Origin of the sequence: Paenibacillus sp. FSL R7-0216 (assembly GCF_037969915.1) — a bacterium.
Lineage (GTDB): Bacteria > Bacillota > Bacilli > Paenibacillales > Paenibacillaceae > Fontibacillus > Fontibacillus rhizolycopersici.
Window position 1 is genome coordinate 3,098,927 of sequence record NZ_CP150222.1, and the last position, 24,400, is coordinate 3,123,326.

General features: G+C 52.4%; 24 protein-coding genes, 1 riboswitch and 1 other annotated feature. Of the genes, 2 read left to right on the forward strand and 22 right to left on the reverse strand.

The window, feature by feature from the left end; translation table 11 throughout:
- Window positions 1-94 precede the first annotated feature (94 nt).
- Window positions 95-321, forward strand: a binding site (T-box leader).
- Window positions 322-554: 233 nt separating this feature from the next.
- The gene (gene serA / locus MKZ15_RS14085; RefSeq protein ID WP_339816602.1) at window positions 555-2,144 is read left to right on the forward strand and encodes a phosphoglycerate dehydrogenase; all 1,590 of its coding nucleotides are present in this window, start codon (window positions 555-557) and stop codon (window positions 2,142-2,144) included.
- 112 nt (window positions 2,145-2,256) lie between these two features.
- Here the strand turns inward: serA and MKZ15_RS14090 are convergent, their stop codons facing one another.
- The 17 genes from MKZ15_RS14090 to ribD form a co-directional block, all read right to left on the reverse strand.
- Window positions 2,257-3,690, reverse strand: a complete 1,434-nt coding sequence (locus MKZ15_RS14090) for an ATP-binding protein (protein WP_193415963.1) — start codon at window positions 3,688-3,690, stop codon at window positions 2,257-2,259.
- The gene (locus MKZ15_RS14095; protein ID WP_155605389.1) at window positions 3,691-4,407 is read right to left on the reverse strand and encodes a response regulator transcription factor; all 717 of its coding nucleotides are present in this window, start codon (window positions 4,405-4,407) and stop codon (window positions 3,691-3,693) included.
- Between the two features lie 64 nt (window positions 4,408-4,471).
- Entirely contained in the window at window positions 4,472-5,737 is a 1,266-nt protein-coding gene (ccsA, locus tag MKZ15_RS14100) for a cytochrome c biogenesis protein CcsA (protein WP_155605390.1), read from the reverse strand.
- On the reverse strand, window positions 5,734-7,404 hold the full coding sequence (locus MKZ15_RS14105; RefSeq protein WP_339816604.1) for a cytochrome c biogenesis protein ResB: 1,671 nt from the start codon (window positions 7,402-7,404) through the stop codon (window positions 5,734-5,736). The genes ccsA and MKZ15_RS14105 overlap by 4 nt, the downstream gene beginning before the upstream one ends.
- Before the next feature lie 22 nt (window positions 7,405-7,426).
- Window positions 7,427-7,954: a redoxin domain-containing protein gene (locus tag MKZ15_RS14110; protein WP_155605391.1), complete on the reverse strand. Its 528-nt coding sequence runs from the start codon at window positions 7,952-7,954 to the stop codon at window positions 7,427-7,429.
- A gap of 456 nt (window positions 7,955-8,410) precedes the next feature.
- A complete protein-coding gene (locus MKZ15_RS14115) occupies window positions 8,411-9,157 on the reverse strand; it encodes a pseudouridine synthase (RefSeq protein WP_155605392.1) in 747 nt (248 codons plus the stop codon).
- Window positions 9,158-9,292: 135 nt separating this feature from the next.
- Entirely contained in the window at window positions 9,293-9,826 is a 534-nt protein-coding gene (locus MKZ15_RS14120; RefSeq protein ID WP_155605393.1) for a spore maturation protein, read from the reverse strand.
- Between the two features lie 6 nt (window positions 9,827-9,832).
- Complete coding sequence (locus tag MKZ15_RS14125; protein ID WP_155605394.1) at window positions 9,833-10,462, reverse strand: nucleoside recognition domain-containing protein; 630 nt, start codon at window positions 10,460-10,462, stop codon at window positions 9,833-9,835.
- A 35-nt stretch (window positions 10,463-10,497) separates the two neighbouring features.
- The gene (locus MKZ15_RS14130) at window positions 10,498-11,700 is read right to left on the reverse strand and encodes a D-alanyl-D-alanine carboxypeptidase family protein (protein ID WP_339816607.1); all 1,203 of its coding nucleotides are present in this window, start codon (window positions 11,698-11,700) and stop codon (window positions 10,498-10,500) included.
- A gap of 140 nt (window positions 11,701-11,840) precedes the next feature.
- On the reverse strand, window positions 11,841-12,338 hold the full coding sequence (gene ytfJ, locus MKZ15_RS14135; RefSeq protein WP_155605396.1) for a GerW family sporulation protein: 498 nt from the start codon (window positions 12,336-12,338) through the stop codon (window positions 11,841-11,843).
- Window positions 12,311-12,994 carry a DUF2953 domain-containing protein gene (locus MKZ15_RS14140; RefSeq protein ID WP_193415959.1) on the reverse strand — a complete coding sequence of 228 codons (684 nt, stop codon included), beginning with the start codon at window positions 12,992-12,994 and terminating at the stop codon, window positions 12,311-12,313. The genes ytfJ and MKZ15_RS14140 overlap by 28 nt, the downstream gene beginning before the upstream one ends.
- 154 nt (window positions 12,995-13,148) lie before the next feature.
- Entirely contained in the window at window positions 13,149-13,802 is a 654-nt protein-coding gene (gene scpB / locus MKZ15_RS14145; RefSeq protein ID WP_339816609.1) for an SMC-Scp complex subunit ScpB, read from the reverse strand.
- Window positions 13,771-14,568: a segregation/condensation protein A gene (locus tag MKZ15_RS14150; protein ID WP_339816610.1), complete on the reverse strand. Its 798-nt coding sequence runs from the start codon at window positions 14,566-14,568 to the stop codon at window positions 13,771-13,773. The genes scpB and MKZ15_RS14150 overlap by 32 nt, the downstream gene beginning before the upstream one ends.
- A 118-nt stretch (window positions 14,569-14,686) precedes the next feature.
- Window positions 14,687-15,154: a 6,7-dimethyl-8-ribityllumazine synthase gene (gene ribE / locus MKZ15_RS14155; protein WP_339816611.1), complete on the reverse strand. Its 468-nt coding sequence runs from the start codon at window positions 15,152-15,154 to the stop codon at window positions 14,687-14,689.
- 60 nt (window positions 15,155-15,214) lie between these two features.
- Window positions 15,215-16,453, reverse strand: a complete 1,239-nt coding sequence (locus tag MKZ15_RS14160; RefSeq protein WP_339816612.1) for a bifunctional 3,4-dihydroxy-2-butanone-4-phosphate synthase/GTP cyclohydrolase II — start codon at window positions 16,451-16,453, stop codon at window positions 15,215-15,217.
- A 431-nt stretch (window positions 16,454-16,884) separates the two neighbouring features.
- A complete protein-coding gene (gene ribE / locus MKZ15_RS14165; RefSeq protein WP_339816613.1) occupies window positions 16,885-17,559 on the reverse strand; it encodes a riboflavin synthase in 675 nt (224 codons plus the stop codon).
- Window positions 17,559-18,686 (reverse strand): bifunctional diaminohydroxyphosphoribosylaminopyrimidine deaminase/5-amino-6-(5-phosphoribosylamino)uracil reductase RibD, encoded by a 1,128-nt coding sequence (gene ribD / locus MKZ15_RS14170; protein ID WP_339816614.1) that lies wholly within the window; start codon window positions 18,684-18,686, stop codon window positions 17,559-17,561. The genes ribE (MKZ15_RS14165) and ribD overlap by 1 nt, the downstream gene beginning before the upstream one ends.
- Window positions 18,687-18,970: 284 nt before the next feature.
- A riboswitch (FMN riboswitch) is annotated at window positions 18,971-19,133 on the reverse strand.
- A 214-nt stretch (window positions 19,134-19,347) separates the two neighbouring features.
- On the opposite strand from ribD, the gene tlp reads away from it, so the two are divergent.
- Window positions 19,348-19,575 carry a small acid-soluble spore protein Tlp gene (gene tlp / locus MKZ15_RS14175; RefSeq protein ID WP_193415954.1) on the forward strand — a complete coding sequence of 76 codons (228 nt, stop codon included), beginning with the start codon at window positions 19,348-19,350 and terminating at the stop codon, window positions 19,573-19,575.
- 73 nt (window positions 19,576-19,648) lie between these two features.
- Here tlp and MKZ15_RS14180 read toward each other — a convergent pair whose 3' ends face one another.
- The 5 genes from MKZ15_RS14180 to MKZ15_RS14200 all read right to left on the reverse strand — a co-directional run bounded on the left by MKZ15_RS14180 (window position 19,649) and on the right by MKZ15_RS14200 (window position 24,400).
- Window positions 19,649-20,086 carry a peptidylprolyl isomerase gene (locus MKZ15_RS14180; protein ID WP_155605405.1) on the reverse strand — a complete coding sequence of 146 codons (438 nt, stop codon included), beginning with the start codon at window positions 20,084-20,086 and terminating at the stop codon, window positions 19,649-19,651.
- Window positions 20,087-20,222: 136 nt separating this feature from the next.
- Window positions 20,223-21,551, reverse strand: coding sequence for a diaminopimelate decarboxylase (gene lysA, locus MKZ15_RS14185; RefSeq protein WP_339816616.1), 1,329 nt, complete (start codon window positions 21,549-21,551; stop codon window positions 20,223-20,225).
- Window positions 21,552-21,662: 111 nt separating this feature from the next.
- Entirely contained in the window at window positions 21,663-23,309 is a 1,647-nt protein-coding gene (locus MKZ15_RS14190) for a spore germination protein (protein ID WP_213622810.1), read from the reverse strand.
- A 27-nt stretch (window positions 23,310-23,336) separates the two neighbouring features.
- On the reverse strand, window positions 23,337-23,759 hold the full coding sequence (locus tag MKZ15_RS14195; protein WP_155605408.1) for a stage V sporulation protein AB: 423 nt from the start codon (window positions 23,757-23,759) through the stop codon (window positions 23,337-23,339).
- Window positions 23,759-24,400 carry a stage V sporulation protein AA gene (locus MKZ15_RS14200; protein ID WP_155605409.1) on the reverse strand — a complete coding sequence of 214 codons (642 nt, stop codon included), beginning with the start codon at window positions 24,398-24,400 and terminating at the stop codon, window positions 23,759-23,761. The genes MKZ15_RS14195 and MKZ15_RS14200 overlap by 1 nt, the downstream gene beginning before the upstream one ends.

Consider the following 24,400-nt stretch of genomic DNA (forward strand, 5'->3'; position numbering starts at 1 on the left):
ATCCGAACGACAAACGCCTAACTTTGTAAAAATGTTCAGGTTAGTGTTGACACCTTGCCGGGGACCGTGTTACATTATGAAAAATTACATTTCATGAAACACGTTGAAGGAAAAAAGGATTCGGAAAGCTTCCAGAGAGCCGGTGGTGCTGCAAACCGGTAGCGGAACGAATGCTTTAGCGCTCCCGAGTCGCTGCGTTGAATCCTGAGTAGGCGCAGCCGGTGAACCCGTTATCGTTCTGTCAGCAATGACAACTGAGGCTGCTTACCTGCAAAGGTGCAGCGAATTAGGGTGGTACCACGAACAACTCTCGTCCCTTACTACGGAAGTAGTGTGCGGATTGGGAGTTTTTTTGATGTATCAAGTAAGTTTAACGTGCCATGGAGGCGAATTTGCGTTATCGGGTACCTCCGCTCTTTTGCGCGGTGATAAGACACAGCGTCAACGAAGGAACTCGTTTTTGAATCCCATCAGCTTATGCTTCCGAAGAAAGCGATGCAAGATCACTTTCGAGGAGGCCTTGCTATATAAAACTTTTAGGAGGGTCAATAATCATGTATAAAGTGTTAGTATCGGATCCAATCAGCGATTTGGGAATCCAACAACTGATGGATGCAGCCGACGTTGAGGTCGACAAAAAACCAGGTCTCAGCGAAGACGAATTGGTGCAGATCATTCCGCAATATGACGGTCTTCTGGTCCGTAGCCAAACGAAAGTAACCGAAAAAATCATGGAAGCCGGGACCCGCTTGAAAGTCATCGGCCGCGCTGGTGTCGGGGTCGACAACATCAATCTGGAGGCCGCAACGACACGCGGGATTATCGTCATTAACGCTCCAGACGGCAATACGATTACGACATGCGAGCATGCCTTTGCGATGATGATGGCGCTAGCCCGCCATATTCCTCAAGCCTACGCCAAAACGGTAAATGGCGAATGGGATCGCAAATTCCTCGGCGTGGAGCTGCGCAACAAAACGTTGGGCGTGCTAGGTATGGGCCGCATCGGCAGCGAGGTTGCGAAACGGGCCAAAGCATTTGGAATGGATATTCTCGGGTATGATCCGTTCCTTACCGAAGATCGGGCTGAGAAGTTAGGCGTGAAGCTGGCCACCGTGGACGATATTATCCGTAATGCCGACTTCATCACCGTCCATACGCCGTTGACACCTGAAACGAAGCACATGATCGCCCGTCCGCAGTTTGAGGTCATGAAGAAAGGCATGCGCATCGTCAACTGCGCCCGTGGCGGCATTATTGACGAGTTGGCGTTGGTTGAAGCGATCGATCAAGGCATCGTCGCAGGAGCTGCCTTCGACGTGTTCGAGAAAGAGCCACCGGAAGCCGATCACCCGTTCCTCAACAACCCAAAAATCATCGTAACCCCTCACCTTGGCGCCTCCACTGTGGAAGCCCAAGAGAACGTGGCAATCGACGTCTCGGAACAGGTTCTTCACATCCTGCGTAACGAGCCGTTCAAAAATGCTGTTAATATGCCGCCAGTAGCGGCCAGCGTCATGAATAAACTGCAGCCCTACTTCGGTCTTGGCGAGAAAATCGGGATCTTCTTGTCCCAGTTGAACAATCAGGCCGTGAAGGAAATCCATGTCGATTATGCCGGGGATCTGGCAGAAGTTGATACGCAACCCCTCACCCGTTACATTATTAAAGGGGTGTTGTCCCGTCATTTTGCCGGAGACGTCAATATCGTCAACTCGATGCATCTGGCGAAAGTCCGCGACATCAACGTCGTTGTATCGCAGGCTTCGGCCACTAAAGGCTTTACCAACTTGATTTCTGTTACGCTTAAAGGGCAAGACGGTGCGGAGCGCCGAGTCGCCGGAACACTGCTGAACGGGTATGGCGCACGGATCGTACAGATTGACAAATTCCCGGTAGACGTTGCACCGGAAGGTCATCTGATCTTTATCTCCCATAACGACAAACCGGGCATCATCGGACATGTCGGCACACTGCTTGGGAAGAACGACGTCAACATCGCTTCCATGCAGGTGGGACGTAAATTGATCGGCGGCGAGGCCATCATGGTGCTTACCGTAGACAAAGAGGTTACCAAAAATGTATTAGACGAATTGACGAAACTTTCCGAACTGAATAAAGCGCAGCATATCATCTTTGCTTAACCTCCTCAATTGGAGATCAATGTTCCACGATGAACAAGATTTATCTGCGGCATTCAACAAAAAAACATCCTTCTTCGCGAAGGATGTTTTTTTTTGATTACGTGGTTTGTCCCTATTCGACAGGAAGCATGAAATGAAAAGCGGTCCCTTTGCCAATCTCGCTATCGGCCCAGATCGAGCCATGATGAGCGTCGATGATATTTTTGACGATCGATAGCCCCAATCCCGTACCGCCGTTCTCCCCGCGAACACGAGCTTTGTCCGCTTTATAAAAGCGATCAAAGATAAAGCGTAAATCATCGCTAGGAATGCCGACACCGGTATCCGTAATCGTCGCGTGAAGCTGCTTCCCTTGCCCATTTGGCTTCATCCCCGCCGTCACGGTTACTCTGCCTCCCTCCGGCGTATGCCGGAAAGCATTGTCCAGCAGGTTCGTCAGCACCTGCTCCAGCCGATCTTCATCAGCTTGCAGCTTCAGCTCGCCTTCTTCCAGCTCCAGCGCGAGTTCAACACCGTTCTCCTTGGCTCGCACTTGAAATTTACGATACACCCGTTCAGCCAATTCGCGAAAATCGATCTGGCGCATCACCATGTCCGTATGTCCTGCCTCCATGCGGGCTAAGTCCAACAGGTCGCGGACTAGCCGCCCCATCCGCAGCGACTCGTCATAGATCACCTGTGCGAGCTCTGCACTCTCTTCCGGGGAAGAAGCCATCCCATCCAGCAGCGCTTCGCTATAGCCCTGCATCATCGAGAGTGGCGTCCGAATTTCGTGAGAGACGTTCGCTACGAAATCGCGGCGCATCTTCTCCAGACTTACCTCTTCCGTTACATCGCGAAGAACGGCAACCGCCCCGCGGACTTCGCCATCTGAAGACAGAGGGGCCATATGTACGGACCAAACGCCTTTCATGACGTGCACGTTCATCTTCTGGTCGCTTTCTTGATCCAGCAACCGGCGGAACATCGGAAGCAGCGGCTGAGGCACAACCTGCCCTTCACCCGTTGGTGCAGGCCGCAGAATCTCTCCCTCGTCTTCTTCCTCGATCAGATCCCCCCACATCTGCAGAATGCGATCGCCCGGCGGATTGGTCAAAATCACGTAACCCTCCCGATCCAAAGTGATCACGGCATCGTTCATACTGCGCAGCACGCTGGATAGATGCTCTTTCTCATGCTTCAAGCTGCGGATCGTATTCTCCAGTTCCTCCGCCATATGATTAAACGTAATCGCGAGTTCGCCGATTTCGTCACTCGTGCGAAGAGAAAGGCGGGTTTCATACTTGCCTTTGCGAATCGAATCCGCAGCCTGAATCAACTGCTGCATGGGTTGAGTGATCTTGGTGAAGAGAAACAGCGCAAAAAACGTTGTGAGCGAAAATCCGATCATCGAAACGATCACAAATAATCGTTTGACCGCTCCGGAGTTTGTAAAATTCGTATCGATATAGGGCAGCAGGAAGAGCCCCATCAGCATCAGGACACAGGCCACCAAACAAATGATCGTAATCCACAGTTTACCGACGAGCGTTCTCCAGAAGTTCACTTACTTCGAAACCTCCAGCTTGTAACCGACGCCCCACACCGTGGTGATCATTGCGGCGGATTCCGGTGACACCTTATTCAGCTTCTCGCGCAGCCGTTTGACATGAGTATCGACCGTACGCAAATCACCGAAAAATTCGTAATTCCAAACGTCCTTCAACAGTTCCTCCCGAGAAAATACTTTATCCGGTGAAACCGCCAGATAATGAAGCAGCTCATATTCTTTCGGGGTCAAGCTGACCTCTTGGCCGCTAGCCGTCACCCGATGAGCGTCATGCTCAATGACAAGATGAGGGAACACGATATTGTTGCTAGTCCCGCTTTCTTTGGTCAAATACGCCGTTGCCGAAGCGCGACGCATAATCGCTTTGACCCGGTAGATGACCTCACGAGGGCTGAACGGCTTCACGACGTAATCGTCCGCTCCGACCTCAAAGCCCTGCACGCGGTTGATTTCCTCGCCCTTGGCCGTCAGCATCAGCACCGGCGTTGCCTTGACTTGTCTCAAACGGTTACAGACCTCGACGCCGTCAATGCCCGGCAGCATGACGTCGAGCAGAATCAAACCATAGTCGCCGGCGGTCGCCATTTTCAGGGCGGTCTCCCCGTCCTCGGCTTCATCGATTTCGTAGCCTTCTTTTTCCAAGTACATCTTCAGCAGCCGGCGAATCCGCTCCTCGTCATCGACTACCAGAATGCGGTTTGCTTGATCTGACATTAACAACAACCCCTTCATCATCTTACCCAATCAGTTGAGCAGTCCATATGGTCTTCTTGCTTGTTTAATCGGTACCCGCATAGGAGTGTAGACCCGCTATGATCAGATTCACCCCTACGAGCGTAAACATCACGACCAGAAATCCTAAGACGGCCAGCCACGAGGCCTTACGCCCCTGGAACCCGCGCGATAAGCGCAAATGCAGATAAGCGCTGTAAAACAACCAGGTAATCAGCGCCCATACCTCTTTCGGATCCCATCCCCAGAATCTGCCCCAGGCTTGCTGCGCCCAAATCATGGCAAATATGAGCGCGCCTAAAGTAAAGATCGGAAACCCGATCGCGATTGCCCGATAGCTGATCTCATCCAGATCATCCGGATCAATCGCCCGAAGCGCCGGCGACAGTGCCGAACCCAGCGATTTACGAAGGATCAACCGGAGCAGCAAATAAAGTACGGTACCTGTTAGTATAGCCCAAATTACCGTGTTCAGTTTACGGCCGGCCGTATCCCCCCGCATCCAGGCAGGCGCATCGAATAACGGTTTGTTCATGCCGAGGAACGGCTGGATTTGCTCCGGTTCGCTTTGGTGCGGACCCACAATCGGCGGCAGATTATAGATTACTTTATCTTCTATTGTACTATCTTGCTCTACTTGGCTGTCAATCGTTGTCTGATTTTGTACGAATACGGCTTCATATCCGGCTGCCCGAAAGGCGAATACGGAAACAATAAAGCCCAATACTATAATAATAGAAAAAAGCGTAAATTCAACCCACCATTTTTGCCGCCGGCCTGGCCGGTCAGTAGCAGTGAAATCCACCGCGCGCAAAAGGTACATCAATCCGGCGATAAACCCGACAGCGAAAAACGACTCTCCCGTGGCCGCCAGCGTTACGTGGATATAGAGCCAAATCGAGCGCAACGACGGAATCAACGGCTGCACATCCTGCGGGAATACGGCAGCATAAGCCATAATAAGAATAGCCAGCGGGAGCGCGAACACTCCAAGTAGAATCTTGCGGTAAATGACAAAGACGACGGTGAAAGCCACCATAATCATCATCGACAAAAACGACATGAATTCGTACATATTGCTGACCGGCACGTGTCCGCTGTAAGCCCAGCGAGTACCGCAATAAACCAGATGCGACAGCAAGCCAAGCGAAGAGATGCTAAACGAAATACGCCCCCATTTCGCCTCATGGCGCTCCGGGTCGCGATTGCGCCAAGTTTTTCCCGTTACGGCCACTACATAACAAATGAAAGCTGCGCAATAAAGCAAAAAGGCCGACATAAATGCGACTCTACTGATTTCCAGAAAGTTCATGGACGTTTCCCCCCGTTTTCCAAAGACTTCTCATCTGCTTCCAAGCCCATCGTATGAAGGAACCCGGAAACTTCACGGCGCATACCGAACCAGTTCTTCGTCGTGTGTCCGCCCAGCGTCAGCTGTCGGCCGTCCACCCGTAGCCAAATTCGGCGATGCTGCCAGTAAAACCCTAAGATCAGCCCAAGCATCACGATTCCGAGCCCCAACCAAACGAAAGGCATTGCCCGGTCGATCCGGATGTTCAGGTAACTGGACGCTCCGACAAAATCCACGTCCTCCATGCCAAGGACATCGAGCTGCAGTTTCGTTTGCACACCGCCGAGTTGTTGGTTGATGGCATCCTGCTGAAACCGCTCCTTGTCGATCTGCTTGGGAAAGTAAATATACTGCGCGCCTTGTTCAGGAAGATCCGGTCCTTCGATCAAGAACAAAAAGGCAGGCGCGTTGGGCTCACCGGAGATGGAGACCGGCTGCCCCTGGTCGTTCAGGGAAAAATCCATATATTTGTTTAGCAGCGTAAGCCGATATGGCCCCACCTCGACCTCGCGTTGGGGATTTCTCATATCTAATTTGAATTTGCCATACGATTCCCCGGTTTTGGCATTCACTAAAGCCGGCTGCACGGATCTCAGCTTCGGCGTAAGATCGAAGTCGAACTGATAAGCTTGGAGTCCTTTGTAACTGAGCGGATCGTTCACCCGGATCGCGTGACGTTCCACTTCCCGGAGCTGCGGCTCTTTGGAAGGATCATCGCAATCGGCCGTGCATTCATAGAGGACTGCCTGCGTCTCAAACAACTTGGGGACGACTTTGCCCCTAGCTTTGAAATCTTCGGACATTTCGTCCTCATTATAATACTCCACCGTAAACTTCTCGTTTTTTAAAAACAGGTTCGTTTCCGGTATCCGCGTAATTTCTCCCTCAGGGAACCAGTAATGTTTGTCCATGTGAAGTCCCGGCAACCCGCGAAATAAGACGGCCAGTAGAAAAACGATCAGCCCGATATGAATGATATAAGGGCCCCAGCGGCTGAATCGCTGTTTCTCCGCCAGCAGGGCACTGCCCTCCGTATGAACACGATAGTGCTTCTTACGTAGAGGCTGAACGGCACGCTGGACCCAGTCGGCACCTTCTTCGCCGATCTCCCCTTGGTAAACGATTTTCTGACGGGTGAGGAATTCCCGGTGCTTGCGTACTTTTTGCTTTGAAAGCGCTTTGTACAACGGAAGCACGCGATCCAGGCTGCAGATCACCAGCGAAGCGCCGATCATCACCAGAAGCAGTGTAAACCACCAGGATTCATACGTATGGGATAAACCCAGTCGATAATAAATTTCGCCGATCGTGCCGTATTTGTTTTTGTAAAAAGTGGACGGATCGAAATTAATAAAGTTGCTCTCTTGTTCGAAGATCGTGCCGAACATAGCACCAATCAGCGTAATGATGATCAGGTAAATGGCAACTTTCACGGAGGAGAAGAAATTCCAAACCCGATCGATCATATTGGGGTTGGCTCGCTGCGAACGTCGGGCGACCCCGTCATATCGCATCTCCAGCAGCCCGCCCGGCTGCTCATCCTCAAACAGCGGTTTGCCGCAAGCTTCGCATAACACGGTTCCCACCCGATTTTGGTGGCCGCATTCGCATTTTGTATTTTGGATCACCGATTATGCCCTCCTCTCGTCGTCAAAGATCCAGCAGTTGCTTGATTTGGTCATCCAACGTGTCCAAGTTCAGCTCGCCTTGATGAATGGAGGAGATTTTGCCGTTCTTTCCGATAAAGAACGTTGTTGGCATCGGTACAATCCCATAATCGCGCGTCGTGGTATTATCGGAATCAAATAAAATGGGAAAATCCACGCCCGTCTGCTTAATGAAATTTTGCACGGTCATCTCATCCTCGCCCGTATTGATCCCCAATACGACGACGCCTTGATCGCGCCATTTTTCCGCCTGAGCTTGCAATGCTGGCATCTCTTTCACGCAATAGGTGCACCAGGTAGCCCAGAAGTTCAGGACGACCGCTTGGCCTTTGTAATCATCCAACGTATGTACCTGTCCATCCAAACCGAGCAGCTTAAAAGCCGGCGGTTTACCCCCCTGCTTGGGTTTATCCGCTTCGCCGCCGGACACTGCGGTCCCGATGGCATAGCCGCCCAGCACGACGATCAGCAGCAAGATGACGATTTGGATCGGCCGTCTCGCTTTCCCCATAGTTAACTTCCTTTCTATGACAATAATCATAAGTGTTGAACAAATCGTGAACACTCTATGAACATTATAACGAAATTCGTCGCAGTTTCAGCCCGGGGAAATATGAATATTATGTGACGCGCTTGAAATGAGGAGAAAATGTGGGGGAATGGCAGTAAGGTGAACGATTCCTGCGAACATGCTATCGCTTATGGGCCTAGAATGACTTGAACGAATGGTTTGGCTACGACTGGGGCAGCCGGGTAAAATGTTCTTACGATCGCTGTTGCTCGCGGAATTCTATATCATATGATTTCAAGGTAGAATTCCGCTCACAAAGGCGAACGCTTCGCTTCTTCAGAATCATTTTCCCCTTTTGCCACTTTCCGTGCTTCCGTTCAATTTACCGGGCCTTGGCGCTTCGCTTTTTCAGAATCGCCCCACCTGTTGCCTCTCGCCTCCCTTTCACCGCGTTTTCTAGCGCTTTGGTGTGGGGAGTGTGGTAGTGCGGGCTTGTTTATAGAGGCTTTCAACCTCTTCTTTCGTCAAGTGACGGTACATGCCGCGCTTCAGGTTACCGAGGTACAAATCGCCGAAGGAAATGCGCTTCAGCTTCGTCACAGGGTGCGAGATCGCCTCAAACATACGGCGCACTTGGCGGTTTCTGCCTTCATGAATCGTGATGGAGATGGTCGAGAACTTCCCTTCCGGATCGATGTCCTGGTATTCCACCTCTGCCGGGGCCGTTATCCCGTCCTCCAGCATCACGCCTTGCTTCAGCTTGTCCAGTGCCGAGCCATGCGGTACTCCTTTAACCGTTGCGTGATAAGTCTTCGATACATGGTGCTTTGGATGCGTCAGAAGGTGAGCAAACTCACCGTCATTCGTTAGTAGCAGCAGTCCTTCAGTATCATAATCAAGCCGGCCTACTGGATAAACCCGCTCTGTGATTCCTTTTAAATAGTCGGTGACGATTTTACGGCCTTGGGGATCGGAAGCGCTCGTGATGACGCCTTTCGGTTTGTTGAACATAAGGTACAGCTTCTTCTCTGTACCGATGGTCTTGCCCTCGACGGTAATGACGTCCACGGCCGGATCGGCCTTCGTGCCTAATGTCGTGACGGTTTCTCCGTTCACCTGAACTTTGCCGCTCTGAATCAATTCCTCACATTTGCGACGGGATGCCACACCTGCGGCGGCTAATATTTTCTGTAATCTCTCCATTTTCGCTAAGTCACCTCATACACATGATACCCACCGAAAGACAAAATCACAATAGCCGCAGGAGAAACAGCAAAAACCGCCGCGACAGCTAGACAGCTGCAGGGCGGTTTACACTAACCCGTCAATATGTATAAGTTATCCGAATAAGAGCAGACAAACGGCGATCGCCGCGACAAAGCCGACAATATCCGAGAATAATCCAACCTTTAAAGCGTAACGGCCGTTCCGAATACCTACGGCGCCGAAATAAACCGTCAATACGTATAATGTCGTATCGGTACTGCCTTGAATCGTAGATGCAATGCGGCCGATCATCGAATCCGGTCCGTAAGTTTTGATCAGGTCAGTTGTAAACGCAAGCGAGCCCGTCCCCGTCAAAGGCCGGAGGAAACCGAGCGGCAGCACTTCCGGTGGAACCTTCAGCCAAGACAGCATGGGAGCCATCCACCCGACGAAGAAATCCAGCGCCCCCGAAGCGCGGAACACGCTGATCGCCACCATCATGCCCACCAAATGCGGGATAATGCCAATGGCGGTTGAGAAGCCATCCTTGGCCCCGTCCACGAACGATTCGTAGACCGGCACTTTTTTGAAATAAGCATAAAGCGGAATAAATGCGATCATGACCGGTACCGCCCATGCAGAGACAAGGTTAATCCAGTCCAGCAAAGTGCCTCACCCTTTCAATGAGATATTGGGCGGCGCTGTGGCCTGTGGCGGGGTGCGATGGGTGCTATGCCTGCGATACCATCGGTCGGCTACAATGGCCGCCATCGTGGCGATTGCGGTCGCGAGCAGGGTAGAACCCACGATTTCCGCCGGATTCGCCGATTGAAAGTTGATGCGGATGGCAATGAGCGTCGTTGGGATGAGCGTAATGCTGGCCGTGTTCAGGGCAAGTAGTGTACACATTGCCGGGGATGCCGTTTGTTTATCCGGATTCAATTCTTGAAGCTCCTGCATCGCGCGGATTCCCATAGGCGTTGCTGCATTTCCCAGTCCCAGCAAATTCGCGCTCATGTTCGATAAAATATATCCCATGGCCGGATGATTCTTCGGCACGTCGGGGAACAGATAAGCGACGACCGGCCCGAGCAGCTTGGAGATGGCCTTGACGAGGCCGGAATCCTCCGCTAGACGCATGATGCCAAGCCAGAATACTAGAACGCTGATTAAACCAAAGCATACGGTCACGCCGGTCGCCGCCCCATCAAACGCTGCTTGTGTCACAGTGCCGATATCCCCTTTGATCGCAGCGAACAAAAAACCGATCAAAATGAGCGCAAGCCATATTTTGTTGACCATCTTTTCCCCTCCATAACCCTGTCCTGCTCCCTCTGCTATCGAATGTCAAACAGTAGGGATTGCAGCACCTTTTTAAATGCATCCGACCAATCGGAAGTTAGCCGGATGAGCTTACGATCTGAAGCGGAACCAAAGGCCCCACCTGCTCTCGGCTCACTTCCTTCTCCTGATCCGGATGGCCGATAGCTGATTTTATCGTAGACCGGTACCGTGCCGATTTCTTCCCCATTCAAGAGAACGCTAATTTTCCCGCGGTATCCAAATGAACCCGTGCGCGCCGTAGTTAGCTTCAGCCTTCTTTCGATGTGGCTGGCTTCTTCCGTCGCCAACGCATACTTAAATTCTGCCCCAGTGATCAGGCCTTGCTCAATTTCCTGCCCCTCTCCGATCAGGGTTGTCAACGGATAGTTGGCAAAACCATAATCCAGCAACTTCCGGTGGTCATTCCAATCATCCCCGTCATTTAACGTGACGACCGCGATTTGCTGTCCGCCACGGGTCGCGGAGCTCACCAGGCATCGTTTGGCGATTTTGGTATATCCGGTTTTGACGCCGTCGGCCCCGTCGTAGAAACGCAACATCTTGTTCTTATTCAACCATTTATAATCCCAAGGATCATTGGGATTCGGTGCGGTTTTGCTGGGGGTTCGGACGATCTCTTTAAACTGCTGGTTTTTCAGTGCATAGCTTGTCAGCTTGGCCAAATCGTTGGCCGTTGAGTAATGGCCTTTGGCATCCAAACCATGTGGATTCTGGAAGTGGGTATGCATCAGACCAAGCATCTTGGCTTTCTCGTTCATCAAGTAGACGAAGCCCTCTTCGGAGCCGCCGACGTGCTCGGCAATCGCCGTGGCCGCATCATTGCCCGAACGAAGCATAAGGCCGTACAGCATATTTTCCAGGCTCATTTCTTCCCCCATATGGAGATAAATAGACGAACCTTCCTTAGCAAAAGCGTTTCTTCCGACCGTAACCGTATCCGATAGCTTGCCATGCTCGATCGCGACAATAGCGGTCATGATTTTGGTCAGGCTGGCGATCGGTAGCGTCTCATCCCCGCGCAAATTGTAAAGCAGGCGGCCCGAAGTTACGTCAATGACCGCGGCGGCTTGGGCATGAATCGTTGGCGCGGCAGGAGTGGCTTGTACCGCCTGCGGGTTTAGCCAACCCAACAACAGGATGGTGGCCAAGAAACTGTAAAAGGTACGATAGCTGCGGCCAGGTGTGGTTTTCCTCATAAGCTGATTCCTCCGGTAACAGGTACTGTTGCGAGTACTTGTTTAACTTATATGCGATGATCCAAGAGAGTATGTCCCACCTGGGATCAAGAAAAAGACCCCTCCCGGAAGTCCGGAAAGGATCAACGGTCGAAAGGTGGTTAGGTGAACGGGTTGATACCGGTTCTTGCAGCCGATTCCTGCATCGCATTCTGAGCTACATGCGCCGTTGCCATCGAGGGATCTGCAGTTCCAGATTGATTCGGGAACATGGACTGGATTTTGTCGATGACACCAGGGACCGAATCGATGATCTTCTCGACCAGATGCGTCTGGTTATCCAAGGGTACAATGTGCACCCCAGGTTTTCCAACGACAAGGAAAGCGATTGGATTAATCGAAACCCCGCCGCCGCTACCGCCACCGAACGGACGGGCTTTGCCGTGCTCTGTCGAACCTGAGGCCGATTTATCTTGGCCGTCCTCGATATTAAAATCACTACCCCCTGCGGCAAAACCGAACCCGACGCGGCTGATCGGCAGAATCACGCTACCGTCCGGCGTTTCGACCGGCTCGCCCACAATCGTGTTGACATCAACCATATCCTTGATGTTTTCCATGGCGGTTTGCATTAATCCTTGAATAGGATGGTCAGCCATTTTTTCACTCCTCCCTTCACTTTTAGCACGCGAACTATAAGTACCAGTCCAGCATATATAGCATAACCGCAGCGAATTTGCGCTATGCAGCGAAATTCCGTGGAAAATAACGGCGTTCCCCCAAATACGGGGACGACGAATAGCTTGGGTCTTTGCGTTAATCGAATGCGATGGCTAAGCCAACCCACGATTGTGCCTTTGACCCCCCATAAGGCCCCGGTCAATGTTGCGGTATGGGCTGCATCCTGTAAACCGACATTCGTCGACCATTCCAACTGGCGGAACGAAACGCGGCGGAGCGTGGCCCGAAGCCAAACCCGAAACCCGCTGGTCGCCTTGAGCATCCGGTCGAACTCCTCCATCCATTGATGGATTATGTCCTTGTTTACTTTTTGGTCAACACTGGAAGACTCCTTTTGCAATACGTTTTCGGGCCGATCCTTCTCGATCTGCAGGCCTTCACGCCAGTTCTTCAACCTTACGGAAGGCACTTGGTAATGCATGCGAACAAAGCCATAGAGCATCGTGACATCCAGCAGGATTGTATCGTCCCGATTCTTCTTACGCAGGGTCAAATGGAGCGTGATTGTAGACAGCAAAATCAAGGCGGCTATAAGCAGCAGCAGGATCAGGATGCCTCCGAGCCAAATCCACACGGGAAAGCCCTCCATACCTATCAGATAAAAATTCTCCCTCGTAGTATGGCTTGCCCAAAAGGAAAAAATTCGTCGGTATGCGGCATGAAGCAGCAACTAAGCGCAAAAAACCACCGAAGCTTCCTCCGGCGGTTTGGATTACATAGATTCACGTTTAGTTCTCGTTTTCCGGATCCTGGCGCTTTTCCGGCTGCGCTCCTGCTTCGTCGCTGTTGACATCGTCGAAGGTCAACTGTTGTTCTTCCAACCGTTGAAATAGAAGCTGTGTTTCTTCCTCCAGCTGTTCCGTACTCTCGAAATCGGACATATCCGGCAGATCCTTCAAATTGGCTAGCCCAAAATAATCAAGGAACGCCTTTGTGGTGCCATATAGAATGGGACGCCCAATCGCTTCGGCGCGGCCAACTTCCTCGATCAAATCCTTGTTCACCAACGAATGGATAGCTCGCTCAGACTTGACCCCTCGGATCTCCTCGATTTCAACCCGGGTAATGGGCTGTCGGTACGCAATGATCGATAACGTCTCGAGTGCAGCTTGGGATAAGGTTGAACGCGAGGGCGAATAAGCCAAACGTTCGAAATAAGGGGCGTGCTCCGGAAGCGTCGCCAGCTGGTAGCTGCCGGCAATCTGCACGATTTGCAGCCCTCGGCCGGCTCGCTCGAATGACGTTTTCATATCGAGCAAGGCATCCGAAATCACCTCCTGCCTCTGTTCCGTTACTTCGGCCAGCTGCTTCAGGCTCAAGCCCTCTTCGCCGGCCAAAAACAACAGCCCCTCAATAATCGACTTCAATTCCTGAAAATTCATCGACCTTTCCTTCCCCTCTCCACTCCATAACGATGTCATCGAACAGCTTGTTTTGATAGCAGACGATCTGCTTCATCTTCATCAGTTCCAGCACCGCAAGAAACGTGACCACGATTTCATGTCGATACATTTCGGGATGCAGCAGCTTAGAAAATAGCAAACGTCCCCCCTTACCAGCCTGTTGGAGCGCGCCAACCACTTCTTTGATCCGATCCTTGACGGAAATCTCGTCACGGTGAATTCGGGCTACGGTATTGCGCTTGGCAGCCCTACGAATCGCCTTCTGAAAGACGGCGATCAAGTCGGCGGCGTGCAGACCCTTTACCGGATTCTCCTGCACTTCCGGCATAAAAGGCGTTAAATCCTCCGGTTCTTTGGAGAAAATCAAACTGCGCTCCCATTCGCGTTCATGCAAATGTTCAGCGATTCCTTTATATTTCCGATATTCGATCAGCTTTCGAATCAACTCGTCCCTCGGGTCCTCCTCATCCTCCAGCAAATAATCGAATTCATCATCCAATTCGATGACAGGTGGTTTGGGCAGCAGTTGTTTGCTTTTGATCGACAGCAGCGTAGCCGCCATGACCAGAAACTCACTGGTCACCTCCAGCTCCAGCTCCTGCATGTCCTGTAGATATTCGAGGTACTGATCGGTGATCTCGCTAATCGAGATCTGATGAATATCGATCTCCGCTTTATCAATTAAGTGCAATAGCAAATCCAGCGGACCCTCGAAGGATTCCAGCTTGTACGTTACTGTCGTCAATGAACATCCTCCACCCGTAACCAAACATATATGTAGATTAGTTTACCTTAAAAAACGTTTGTTGCAAAAGAAAAATGTAGTACCCCAACGAATCAGAGGTACTACATTAAGATAAGCACTATTTCAACTGTTTCGTCAAGTTCGCCATCTCGATTGCCGCCATCGCTGCATCCCAGCCTTTGTTTCCGGCTTTGGTCCCAGCGCGTTCGATTGCTTGTTCGATATTCTCTGTCGTCACGACGCCGAAGATCGTCGGCACGCCGGTTTCGAGGCCAACGGCCGCCACTCCTTTGGCGACTTCGTTGCAGACATAATCATAATGCGTGGTTGAACCGCGGATGACCGTGCCAAGCGTGATGACCGCGTCATATTTGCCGCTTTCGGCCAGCTTTTGCGCGGCGAACGGGATTTCAAAAGCGCCGGGCACCCAAGCCACGTTTATTTCTTCCTCTTTGGCCCCGTGGCGTTTCAAGGCATCCAAAGCTCCGGAGAGCAGCTTGCTTGTAATGAACTCGTTAAAACGCCCGACCACGATCGCATATTTTAACCCTTCCGATACTAAATGTCCTTCAAATACGTTTGCCATGAATCATCAAACCTTTCTATAAGTGGGATAGTGGATAATATCGTTTTTGCGGATACGCCCTTAGACGCGGGAGGATTCATCCTGTTCCAAATCATCAAATTTGAGCAAATGCCCCAACTTGGCTTGTTTGGTATGCAGATACTTGGTGTTATCCGCGTTTTCTTTCATTTGAATCGGCACGCGTTCAACTACCTCCAGACCGTATCCTTCTAAACCTTTGATCTTCCGCGGATTATTCGTCATCAGACGGATTTGGCGGACACCCAGGTCTTTGAGAATTTGCGCTCCGATTCCATAATCGCGCAGATCGGCGGGAAATCCGAGCTTCAGGTTGGCGTCAACCGTGTCAAAGCCTTGTTCCTGCAGCTTATACGCCTTCAGCTTGTTGATTAAGCCGATCCCCCGGCCTTCCTGGCGCATATAGAGCAGCACCCCTCTGCCGGCTTCCTCAATCTGCCGCAGTGCCGCTTCGAACTGCGGTCCGCAGTCACACCGGTGGGAGTGGAACACGTCTCCGGTCAAGCACTCGGAATGCACCCGCACCAGCACCGGCTCATCGCCGTCGATCTCGCCTTTGACCAGTGCGACATGTTCTTTGTTATCGACATCATTCGTGTAGGCGACGGCGCGGAATACACCGTAATCGGTTGGCATGCGCACCTCGACCTCGCGCGTGACCAGCTTCTCCTTTTCATTGCGGTAATGGATCAGGTCCTTGACGCTGATCAATTTAAGGTCATAGGTTTTGGCGATTTCCACCAAATCCGGCAACCTAGCCATGGTTCCGTCTTCCTTGATGACCTCACAGATCACGCCGGCCGGATAGGCGCCGCACATCCGGGCCAAGTCGACCGCCGCTTCCGTATGACCGGCGCGCCGCAGCACGCCCCCCTTTTTGGCTATCAGCGGGAACATATGGCCCGGCCGGCGGAAGTCCGCAGCCTTGGCGTTCGGATCCATGATGGCCTTAACCGTCAAGGAACGCTCATAGGCCGAGATTCCTGTCGTCGTATCCTTATGGTCGATGGAGACGGTAAAAGCCGTCCCGTGGTTATCGGTATTTTGCGCCACCATCGGCTGCAAATCCAGTTCCTCTGCTCGCTCCGCCGTAATCGGCAGGCAGACCAGTCCGCGCCCTTGAGTGATCATGAAGTTGATCACTTCCGGCGTCGCTTTTTCAGCCAGGGCCACAAAGTCCCCTTCATTCTCCCGGTCTTCATCGTCAACGACGATAATGACCTTGCCCCGCATCAATTCGTAGATTGCTTCTTCGACTCGGTCTAATACGATATCACCCATAGCTTTCCCCTCCTTGTTTTATATGTAGTTCAAAATGTCGTCTTTGGATCACGAAGCAGCTCGAGAAGGTTGATTCGGCGGCGAATCTTGCATTCACCCGGGCCTTCCGCTGCTCACGTAGCTTCCAGCTACGCTGTGCTGCTCAGTCCCTAGCTTCATTCAATCTTCTTGGTGCTCCAAATCCAACCTCTTGAACCTTTATTGAAGTTGTAGTTCAAAATGTCGTCATTGGATCACGAAGCATTCTCGAGAAGATCAATTCGGCGGCGAATCTTGCATTCACCCGGGCCTTCCGCTGCTCACGTAGCTTCCAGCTACGCTGTGCTGCTCAGTCCCTAGCTTCATTCAACCTTCTTGGTGCTCCAAATCCAACCTCTTGAACCTTTATTGAAGTTGTAGTTCAAAATGTCGTCATTTAACCCCCGACTTTTTTAAACGAACCCGTTCGCTGCCAGAAACGGGAGGTTGATTCCCGACTCGTCTCCGGTCTCTTCCCCCGGATCGCCGCTACCTCTGCCATACTTCAGCAGATGATCCACGTATTTGCCGAGTACGTCGCATTCCAGGTTGACGGTGTCCCCGGCCCGCTTGAAGGCCAGTACGGTTTCGGCTAGCGTATGAGGGATAATGGAAATCGTAAACATCCCGCCTTCCGCTTCGACCACCGTCAAGCTGATCCCGTCCACGGCAATCGATCCTTTTGGAATAATGAATTTCAATAAGGAAGATTTCCCGGGTCGGATTTGAAACACAACCGCATTTTGATCCTGACTGGTCCCGACAATCGTACCGATTCCGTCAACATGCCCCTGTACGATATGCCCGCCGAATCGTCCATTGGCCGCCATGGCTCGCTCGAGATTCACGCGACTGCCTGGTTTTAGATCCTTCAGATTCGTGTTGCGGTACGTCTGCGGCATGACATCTACCGTAAAGGAGGAAGCGTCGAACGAGGTTGCCGTTAAGCATACACCGTTAACAGAAATGCTGTCGCCCAGCTTGATGCCTTCCGTAACGACTTTCGCCGAAATGCTCAGTAGCATCGCTTCGCCCTTGCGGCTGATCGACTTCATCGTGCCGATCTCCTCCACTAGTCCTGTAAACATCAGTGATCCTCCTCCCTCACTTCAGCCTGTGCCCAGACCGGAATTCCTCGGATGCACACATTATCCCCGATTTGTTCGACTTCCATGTCGCGTAACGAGACCGCGTCCCGCATAAGATCAAACCCGGCGAAGCTAAAACTTCCGGGCGCTTCGCTCCCGCCGACGATCTTGGGGGCGAAGAAGATCACGATTTCATCCACCAATTGACGTTCCAGCAACGAGCCATTCAATCGACCGCCTCCTTCAACGAGTACGGAGGATATGCCCCGTTGTCCGAGCTGAACTAACGCCTCATTGAGATTGACCTGTGGGCCGCTTCCGCAACGAAGGATCTCGACGCCAAGCTCGGTCAGCCGCTCAGCTTTGTCCGGGTCAGCCTGCTCAGTAGTCACGATCCATGTTGGGGCTATCCCATCGTGAAGAATCTGCGCCGTCTCGGGAATGCGAAGCGTGGAATCCGCAATGACCCGTACGGGCGATAAACCCGGGACAGATAAACGGGTTGACAACTGCGGATTATCGGCTATGATCGTCGACACGCCAACCATAATAGCCTGATGGCGATGCCGCATCGTGTGCACGATTTCCCGCGCTTTCTCGTTCGAGATCCATTTGCTGTCCCCGGATCGACTTGCAAGTTTTCCGTCCAGCGTGCTGGCAGATTTGATTGTCACATACGGCAAGCCGCTGGTGATAAACTTGATGAACCGGCGATTCAGCTTCAAGGCCCGGTCGCGCAGCACGCCAACTTTAACTTCAATCCCGGCGGTACGCAGCAACTCGATTCCTTTCCCGGCAACCAGGGGATTCGGATCCTCGCAGGCAATCACGACACGTGCCACCTTCTCGTGTACCAACCGCTCCGCGCAAGGGGGTGTCAAACCGTGATGACTGCAAGGCTCCAATGTGACGTATACCGTGCTGCCTTCGGCCTGGGAACCGGCCATGTTCAAGGCATGCACCTCCGCGTGCGGAGTCCCCCGTTGCAAGTGGGTACCAAGTCCAACCAACGTCCCTTCCTTAACGACAACGGCGCCGACGACCGGATTCGTCCCGGTTTGTCCCAGCGCCCGCTCCGCCATGTCTAGCGCTAAAGTCATGTAATAATCGTCGTCGATCACCTTCATCCTCTATCCTCCTTCCGTCCTTGCCTATCGCTCAGTAACAAAAACAACCCTGCCGCAATCCGGCAGGGTTGATCATGAGAGTAGTTCTACGCTAAATCAAAGAGCGCCTCCGCCTAAAATCACGCCGCCGCTTATCCATTGATAAACAAGGACGATAAATTTATGGCGAAAAGCTAGCATCGCCAAAGCTCTTTCACAAAATCAAATGTGAAAAATAGAACTTGGTCGATTGAACTCTCGAAATCCGAACACCTTCGCAAATAAAATAACGTACGTGCTCCCGCGTTTTCCTTCTCCCATCCAGACTATACTGTCGGTCCCGGAATCTCACCGGCTCAGCCGCATGCTTACGAAAGCACTGCGGGTCACGGACTTGTGCTACATCGGACTAGCGTCCAATGAGCCATCACCGTCGGTAGGGAATTTCACCCTGCCCCGAAGGATTGCTTAATATTAGGTTTGCATAACTGCAAGACGAATGTTAGCACTATTCCTGTCAAAAATCAAGCCTACTTGTCACTACACCCTGCCTCAATTCCATTCGAGCAAGGAATCTTCATCCCCCTATCTCCCGGGATCCAAGGTGCATAAAAACCTCCCGAAATAGCCAACCTTAAAGTCGATATCGTATTGACAAATCCCATACTCAGGAGGAATGAACGTGGCTAAACCGGACAATCGCTCCGACAACGTTGATAAGCTGCAAAGAAGCATTCAAAACACCATCGAGAATTTCCGTGAGGGACAAGATTACCTCAGTGAGCATGCCGATGAAATCTCCGTCAAGGAGAAGAAACAGGTTCAGGAGAAGAACGAAAAACGGCTGCACGCCATTGAAGGCTTCCGGGAAGAAGTGAAGGACGAAGCCGCTCATCAAAGAAAATCGTAAAAAATGAATCAAGGGGTGCTCCACTGCCAAGCCTGCTTGGCCTTGCGGAGCACCCCTTTCGCTTCGAACCTGCTTACGCTTCGTCCCAAACGGAAACTTCCTTCATTTTATCGCCAGGACGGACATTGTCCACAAGTTCCATTCCCGAAGTCACTTTGCCGAACACGGTATGTACCCCGTTCAAATGCGGCTGCGCTTCGTATACGATGAAGAACTGACTGCCGCCGGTATCTTTGCCTGCATGGGCCATCGACAGCACCCCGCGCTCATGTTTGGTTACATTCGTATCCGTCTCGCATTTGATGGTGTAACCTGGGCCTCCGGTTCCGTTACCGATCGGACATCCGCCTTGAGCCACAAAACCCGGGATTACGCGATGGAACGTGAGTCCGTTATAGAATCCGGAATTGGCCAGTTTTTCGAAGTTCGCGACCGTACCCGGAGCTTCTTCGGGCAGGAATTGAATTTCGACCTCGCCGCCTTTTTCCAATACGATTTTACCTTTTTTCATATCCGTGCACACCCTTCTTCTTAGCGTCATTGGACAAACCTCTTCCAGTTTACTAAAAAAAAGCCTTTCAAGCAAAAAAACCGAGGGAATCGGACAATCCGATCCCCTCGGCTTTACTCCTGCCTCTCCTCGTCGCTTACTTCAACGAAGGCTGTTTGGCGATCCGTTCCGGAATTACGTCACAGGCGATTAGGTCCTGCAGGGACTCTCGTTTTACGACGAGATCGCTTTGGCCGTCTTGAACGAAGACGACCGCTGGACGGCGTAACCGGTTATAATTGCTGGCCATCGCGTAGTTGTAGGCGCCGGTGCAAGCCACGGCGAGCAAATCGCCGCTGTTCACCTTCGGCAAATCCACATCCCAGATCAGCATGTCGCCGCTCTCACAACATTTGCCGGCGATCGATACGGTCTCTTCGTTCGCATCGTTACCACGGTTGGCGAGCATCGCCTCGTATTTAGAACCGTAAAGGGCTGGACGCGGGTTGTCCGTCATCCCGCCATCCACGGCGACGTATTTACGCACACCAGGGATATCCTTACTCGTGCCCGCCGTATAAAGTGTCGTCCCCGCATCGCCTACGATGCTCCGGCCCGGTTCTACCCAGATTTCCGGAAGCTGCGGATACGCGGCAAATTCCCGTTTGACCGCATCCGTAATCGCACCGACATAATCGGAAACCTTCAGCGGCGTATCGCCTTCCGTATAACGGATGCCAAAGCCGCCTCCTAAATTGACGACCTTGAAGGTGACGCCCAGCTTCTCCTTGACCTGCAAAGCGAACGCCGCAACCCGCTCAACCGCCATCTGGAAACCTTCCACTTCGAAAATTTGCGAGCCGATATGCGAATGTACGCCGAGCAAATGTAGATTCAAGCTTCGGTTGGCCAACTCAACAGCTTCCATAGCCGAGCCGTTGCCGATATCAAACCCAAACTTGGAATCGGTTTGGCCGGTTGAAATATATTCATGGGTGTGGGCTTCCACCCCCGGCGTTACGCGCAGCAGAATATTCACGGTGACGCCTTTCTCAGCGGCAAGCGCTTGAAGCATATGCAGCTCCGTAAAATTGTCAGCCACGAAACAGCCGATGCCGGCGGATATCGCCATTTCCAATTCATCTGGCGTCTTATTGTTGCCATGAAAATGGATTCGCTGCGCAGGGAATCCCGCTTGAAGGGCCGTAAACAATTCGCCCTCGGAGACAACGTCCAGGGACAAGCCCTCCTCCTCGGCCAGCCGGCACATCGCCATGACGCAGAACGCTTTGCTGGCATAAGCAACCTGGAAAGCCAGGCCCGATGCTCGGAAGGCGTTCATATATTCACGGCATCTTTGCCGCACAAGAGCTTCATCTACGACATACAACGGCGTTCCGTAGGATTGCTTTAGCTCGACCGTATCGCAGCCGCCGATTTCGAGATGGCCTTTTGCATTAATTTTGCTGGTACCGTGTAAATACATCTATGCAGTCCTCCACTTTCAAATTTTACACCAGTATAGCAAACAACCGGCAACCTGAAAAATGGATTTTTCGGAATATCATTTGTGTTATTTGTTGAACAAGCCTAAACGTCACCGTTTGCCCGGCATCCGCGTATTGTCCCGCGGCTTGTTGGAGGACGGTCTTTGCTTGGATGTCATCACTGGAACACGGAATAACACCCCGGCCATCGCCTTTGCATTAAAAGGTATAAATGGCCACATGTAAGACGAGTTATTCGAACGGCGCAAAGTCAGCAGCACGATAAACGAAGTGATCCCAATGACAAATCCAGGGGCGCCAAAGATCGCCACCGCCACCAGCAATGCGAGCCGCACCACACGATTGGCGAGACCCAGCTCATAGCTTGGCGTCGCAAACATCCCGATCGCGGCCACTGCCATATACAAGACTACCTCGTTAACGAAAAGCCCTGTCTGGACGGCGATATCCCCGATCAAGATGGCGGCAATCAAGCCCATCGCTGACGCAAGAGGCGTCGGCGTATGCACGGCCGCCATCCGCATGAGATCGACGCCGAACTCCACCAACAGGAACTGAGCGATTAGCGGGATTTTTCCCTGCTCCTGGGGTCCGATGAAGGCGAGTCCCGCCGGCTTGAACTCCGGATGGACGACGACCAGAAGCCAGATTGGAAGCAGGAAGAGCGAGGCGAATATGCCAAAGAAGCGCACCCAACGCAGATAAGTCCCCATAAACGGGGTTTGCCGGTTCTCCTCTGCATGCTGACACAGATCAAAGAAAGTCGTCGGCAATATCATCACGCTGGGCGACGTATCCACGAACACAACAACCCGGCCTTCCAGCAGATGCGATGCAACGACGTCCGGACGCTCCGAGTAACGCACCAGCGGGTACGGGTTCCAGCCCCTGTGAATGATCGCCTCCTCCAGTTGCTTATCCGCCAGGGGAATGCCGTCAATGTTGACCGCTTTGATCTTTTCGCGGATGGAATCGACCTGCGTTTTATCCACGATATCATCGATGTAGGCGATACACACGTCGGTACGGGTTCGACGGCCTACACTAACCATCTCTAATTTAAGCCCTGGATCGCGCAACCGGCGGCGGACCAAGGTAATATTGGTAACCAGCGTCTCCGTGAATCCGTCCCGTGCGCCCCTTACGACGCGCTCCAAAGACGGCTCCTCCGGGCTGCGGACCGGGTACTGCCGGGTATCCATCATCAGCGCCGTTTGCTCGCCTTCGATGAACAGCGCGCTCATGCCGGTTAACGTTTTGTTGATGGCATCGCTCAGCTTCTCCGTTTTTTCCACCTGAATATGAGGGATATAAAGTTCGAAAAAGGATCGAAGCGCCCCGGTTGTCAGATCTTCAGGCGTCAGATAGGTCAGTCGCTTGAGGATTTCCTGCATGGCGTCGGTTCGGGCAAACCCGTTGATGAAGACGAGGCAGGTACGTTTACCGCCAAAGGTCATGTCGCGAAACACGACGTCAAAACTTTCCCCCAGTCCGACGACTTCCTTCAACGTATGTTTCGTAGTCGTCAAGCTGCGGCTGATCGCATCGCTTTGCTGCCAATAGATCACCGACTCCTCCACATTATCGGATCTCTCCGCTTCGCGTTTCCGTTTGATCGCCTCGTCTTCCGGATAGTTCTCCTGCAGAAAATTCTCCTCATCCTCGGGTACGAAGTCCGGAATCGCCTGCGGCCGATCCATCCCTTCCTGCGTTGACTCTTGCGTATCCTGGTCCATCCAACATCAACCTCCGTTTCTTCGAGTTCACGGTCTATAAATAAACCATTCGTACAAGGAGCCCGCCATTTTGCCAAATACCATTGCGAGCAAAAAGCCGAAAAGATACCGCTGCATATGCAACCTTTTGGCCAAAATCGGCAGCACGTTCAGCACTTCGGTCAAAGCAGCTGCCAGCATACCGACGAACACGCCGTTAAACAAGCCGACAATGCCGGTCGCCAGCCACGGCCCGGTCACCCGCCAATTCCAGAAGTCCGCCACCGTACCCACCACTGCCCCCGCAATCATCGCCCCTTCATACCAGTGCACCTTGTCGTAAGAATTCGTCACCTGGGCCAGGCGCGGAATCATGTCCAGCACGATGAACAAAGCGATCACGCCGCCTCCCACGGCGATGCCGCCAGCCAGGCCAAGGAATACTGCCAACCCCGCGGCGATGGGAGACATCAGGATCGCTCCGCCGGCGATTCGGCATGGTTCATTTTTTTGTACTCTTCAGCGACAACGTATTGATTAAGGTTCTCCTGGTAGAGGAACATCTCAACTTCTAAAGGGGTTGGCTCCTCATTCCATTTTTTTCTGAACAAATGGTTAAAAAATACGATCATCCCAAAGCCGATGCCCACGGAATAGGCACCTTGAAACAGATAGGGGTGCTCGTCCTTCTCGCCGGTGATCATCTCGACGATTCGCACCTGTACCTCCGGCATGCTGACATCGGCGTGGAAATTCATGATGGTCAGGGCCGCCCCGAAGAAGAGCAGCAGCCAGACCAAGGCGAACAACAGCGGAGACGGTTTCTTCTCGGGTTTGATCATTTCAACGAGAACATGCGGTTCACCAAGCAATTCGACACGTTGCCCCGGGAATTCGGCTTGAATGGCCGAGATGACCTGCAGCATATCAATGACGATCAAATTACCGTCGCGATGCTCCGGCCGGACCAGCTCCAGCTGAAGCAGCTTGGCTTCCAGCTCCGGCTCCGCCAGGACGCGGGCTACGTCTCGCAGCCGGATCGGTACCCCGGCGGGAAGCCCGACCTGCTTGCGCAGACGCAAATAGACGATGGAAGCGGAATCCTTATCCAT

What these genes read in the sequence shown, in the direction of transcription:
- serA (WP_339816602.1), top strand. Translation starts at nt 555, where the DNA reads ATGTATAAAGTGTTAGTATCGGATCCAATCAGCGATTTGGGAATCCAA.
- MKZ15_RS14095 (WP_155605389.1), bottom strand. Translation starts at nt 4,407, where the DNA reads ATGTCAGATCAAGCAAACCGCATTCTGGTAGTCGATGACGAGGAGCGG.
- ccsA (WP_155605390.1), bottom strand. Translation starts at nt 5,737, where the DNA reads ATGAACTTTCTGGAAATCAGTAGAGTCGCATTTATGTCGGCCTTTTTG.
- MKZ15_RS14110 (WP_155605391.1), bottom strand. Translation starts at nt 7,954, where the DNA reads ATGGGGAAAGCGAGACGGCCGATCCAAATCGTCATCTTGCTGCTGATC.
- MKZ15_RS14115 (WP_155605392.1), bottom strand. Translation starts at nt 9,157, where the DNA reads ATGGAGAGATTACAGAAAATATTAGCCGCCGCAGGTGTGGCATCCCGT.
- MKZ15_RS14125 (WP_155605394.1), bottom strand. Translation starts at nt 10,462, where the DNA reads ATGGTCAACAAAATATGGCTTGCGCTCATTTTGATCGGTTTTTTGTTC.
- MKZ15_RS14130 (WP_339816607.1), bottom strand. Translation starts at nt 11,700, where the DNA reads ATGAGGAAAACCACACCTGGCCGCAGCTATCGTACCTTTTACAGTTTC.
- ytfJ (WP_155605396.1), bottom strand. Translation starts at nt 12,338, where the DNA reads ATGGCTGACCATCCTATTCAAGGATTAATGCAAACCGCCATGGAAAAC.
- scpB (WP_339816609.1), bottom strand. Translation starts at nt 13,802, where the DNA reads ATGAATTTTCAGGAATTGAAGTCGATTATTGAGGGGCTGTTGTTTTTG.
- ribE (WP_339816611.1), bottom strand. Translation starts at nt 15,154, where the DNA reads ATGGCAAACGTATTTGAAGGACATTTAGTATCGGAAGGGTTAAAATAT.
- MKZ15_RS14160 (WP_339816612.1), bottom strand. Translation starts at nt 16,453, where the DNA reads ATGGGTGATATCGTATTAGACCGAGTCGAAGAAGCAATCTACGAATTG.
- ribE (WP_339816613.1), bottom strand. Translation starts at nt 17,559, where the DNA reads ATGTTTACAGGACTAGTGGAGGAGATCGGCACGATGAAGTCGATCAGC.
- ribD (WP_339816614.1), bottom strand. Translation starts at nt 18,686, where the DNA reads ATGAAGGTGATCGACGACGATTATTACATGACTTTAGCGCTAGACATG.
- MKZ15_RS14180 (WP_155605405.1), bottom strand. Translation starts at nt 20,086, where the DNA reads ATGAAAAAAGGTAAAATCGTATTGGAAAAAGGCGGCGAGGTCGAAATT.
- lysA (WP_339816616.1), bottom strand. Translation starts at nt 21,551, where the DNA reads ATGTATTTACACGGTACCAGCAAAATTAATGCAAAAGGCCATCTCGAA.
- MKZ15_RS14190 (WP_213622810.1), bottom strand. Translation starts at nt 23,309, where the DNA reads ATGGACCAGGATACGCAAGAGTCAACGCAGGAAGGGATGGATCGGCCG.
- MKZ15_RS14195 (WP_155605408.1), bottom strand. Translation starts at nt 23,759, where the DNA reads ATGTCTCCCATCGCCGCGGGGTTGGCAGTATTCCTTGGCCTGGCTGGC.
- MKZ15_RS14200 (WP_155605409.1), bottom strand. Translation starts at nt 24,400, where the DNA reads ATGGATAAGGATTCCGCTTCCATCGTCTATTTGCGTCTGCGCAAGCAG.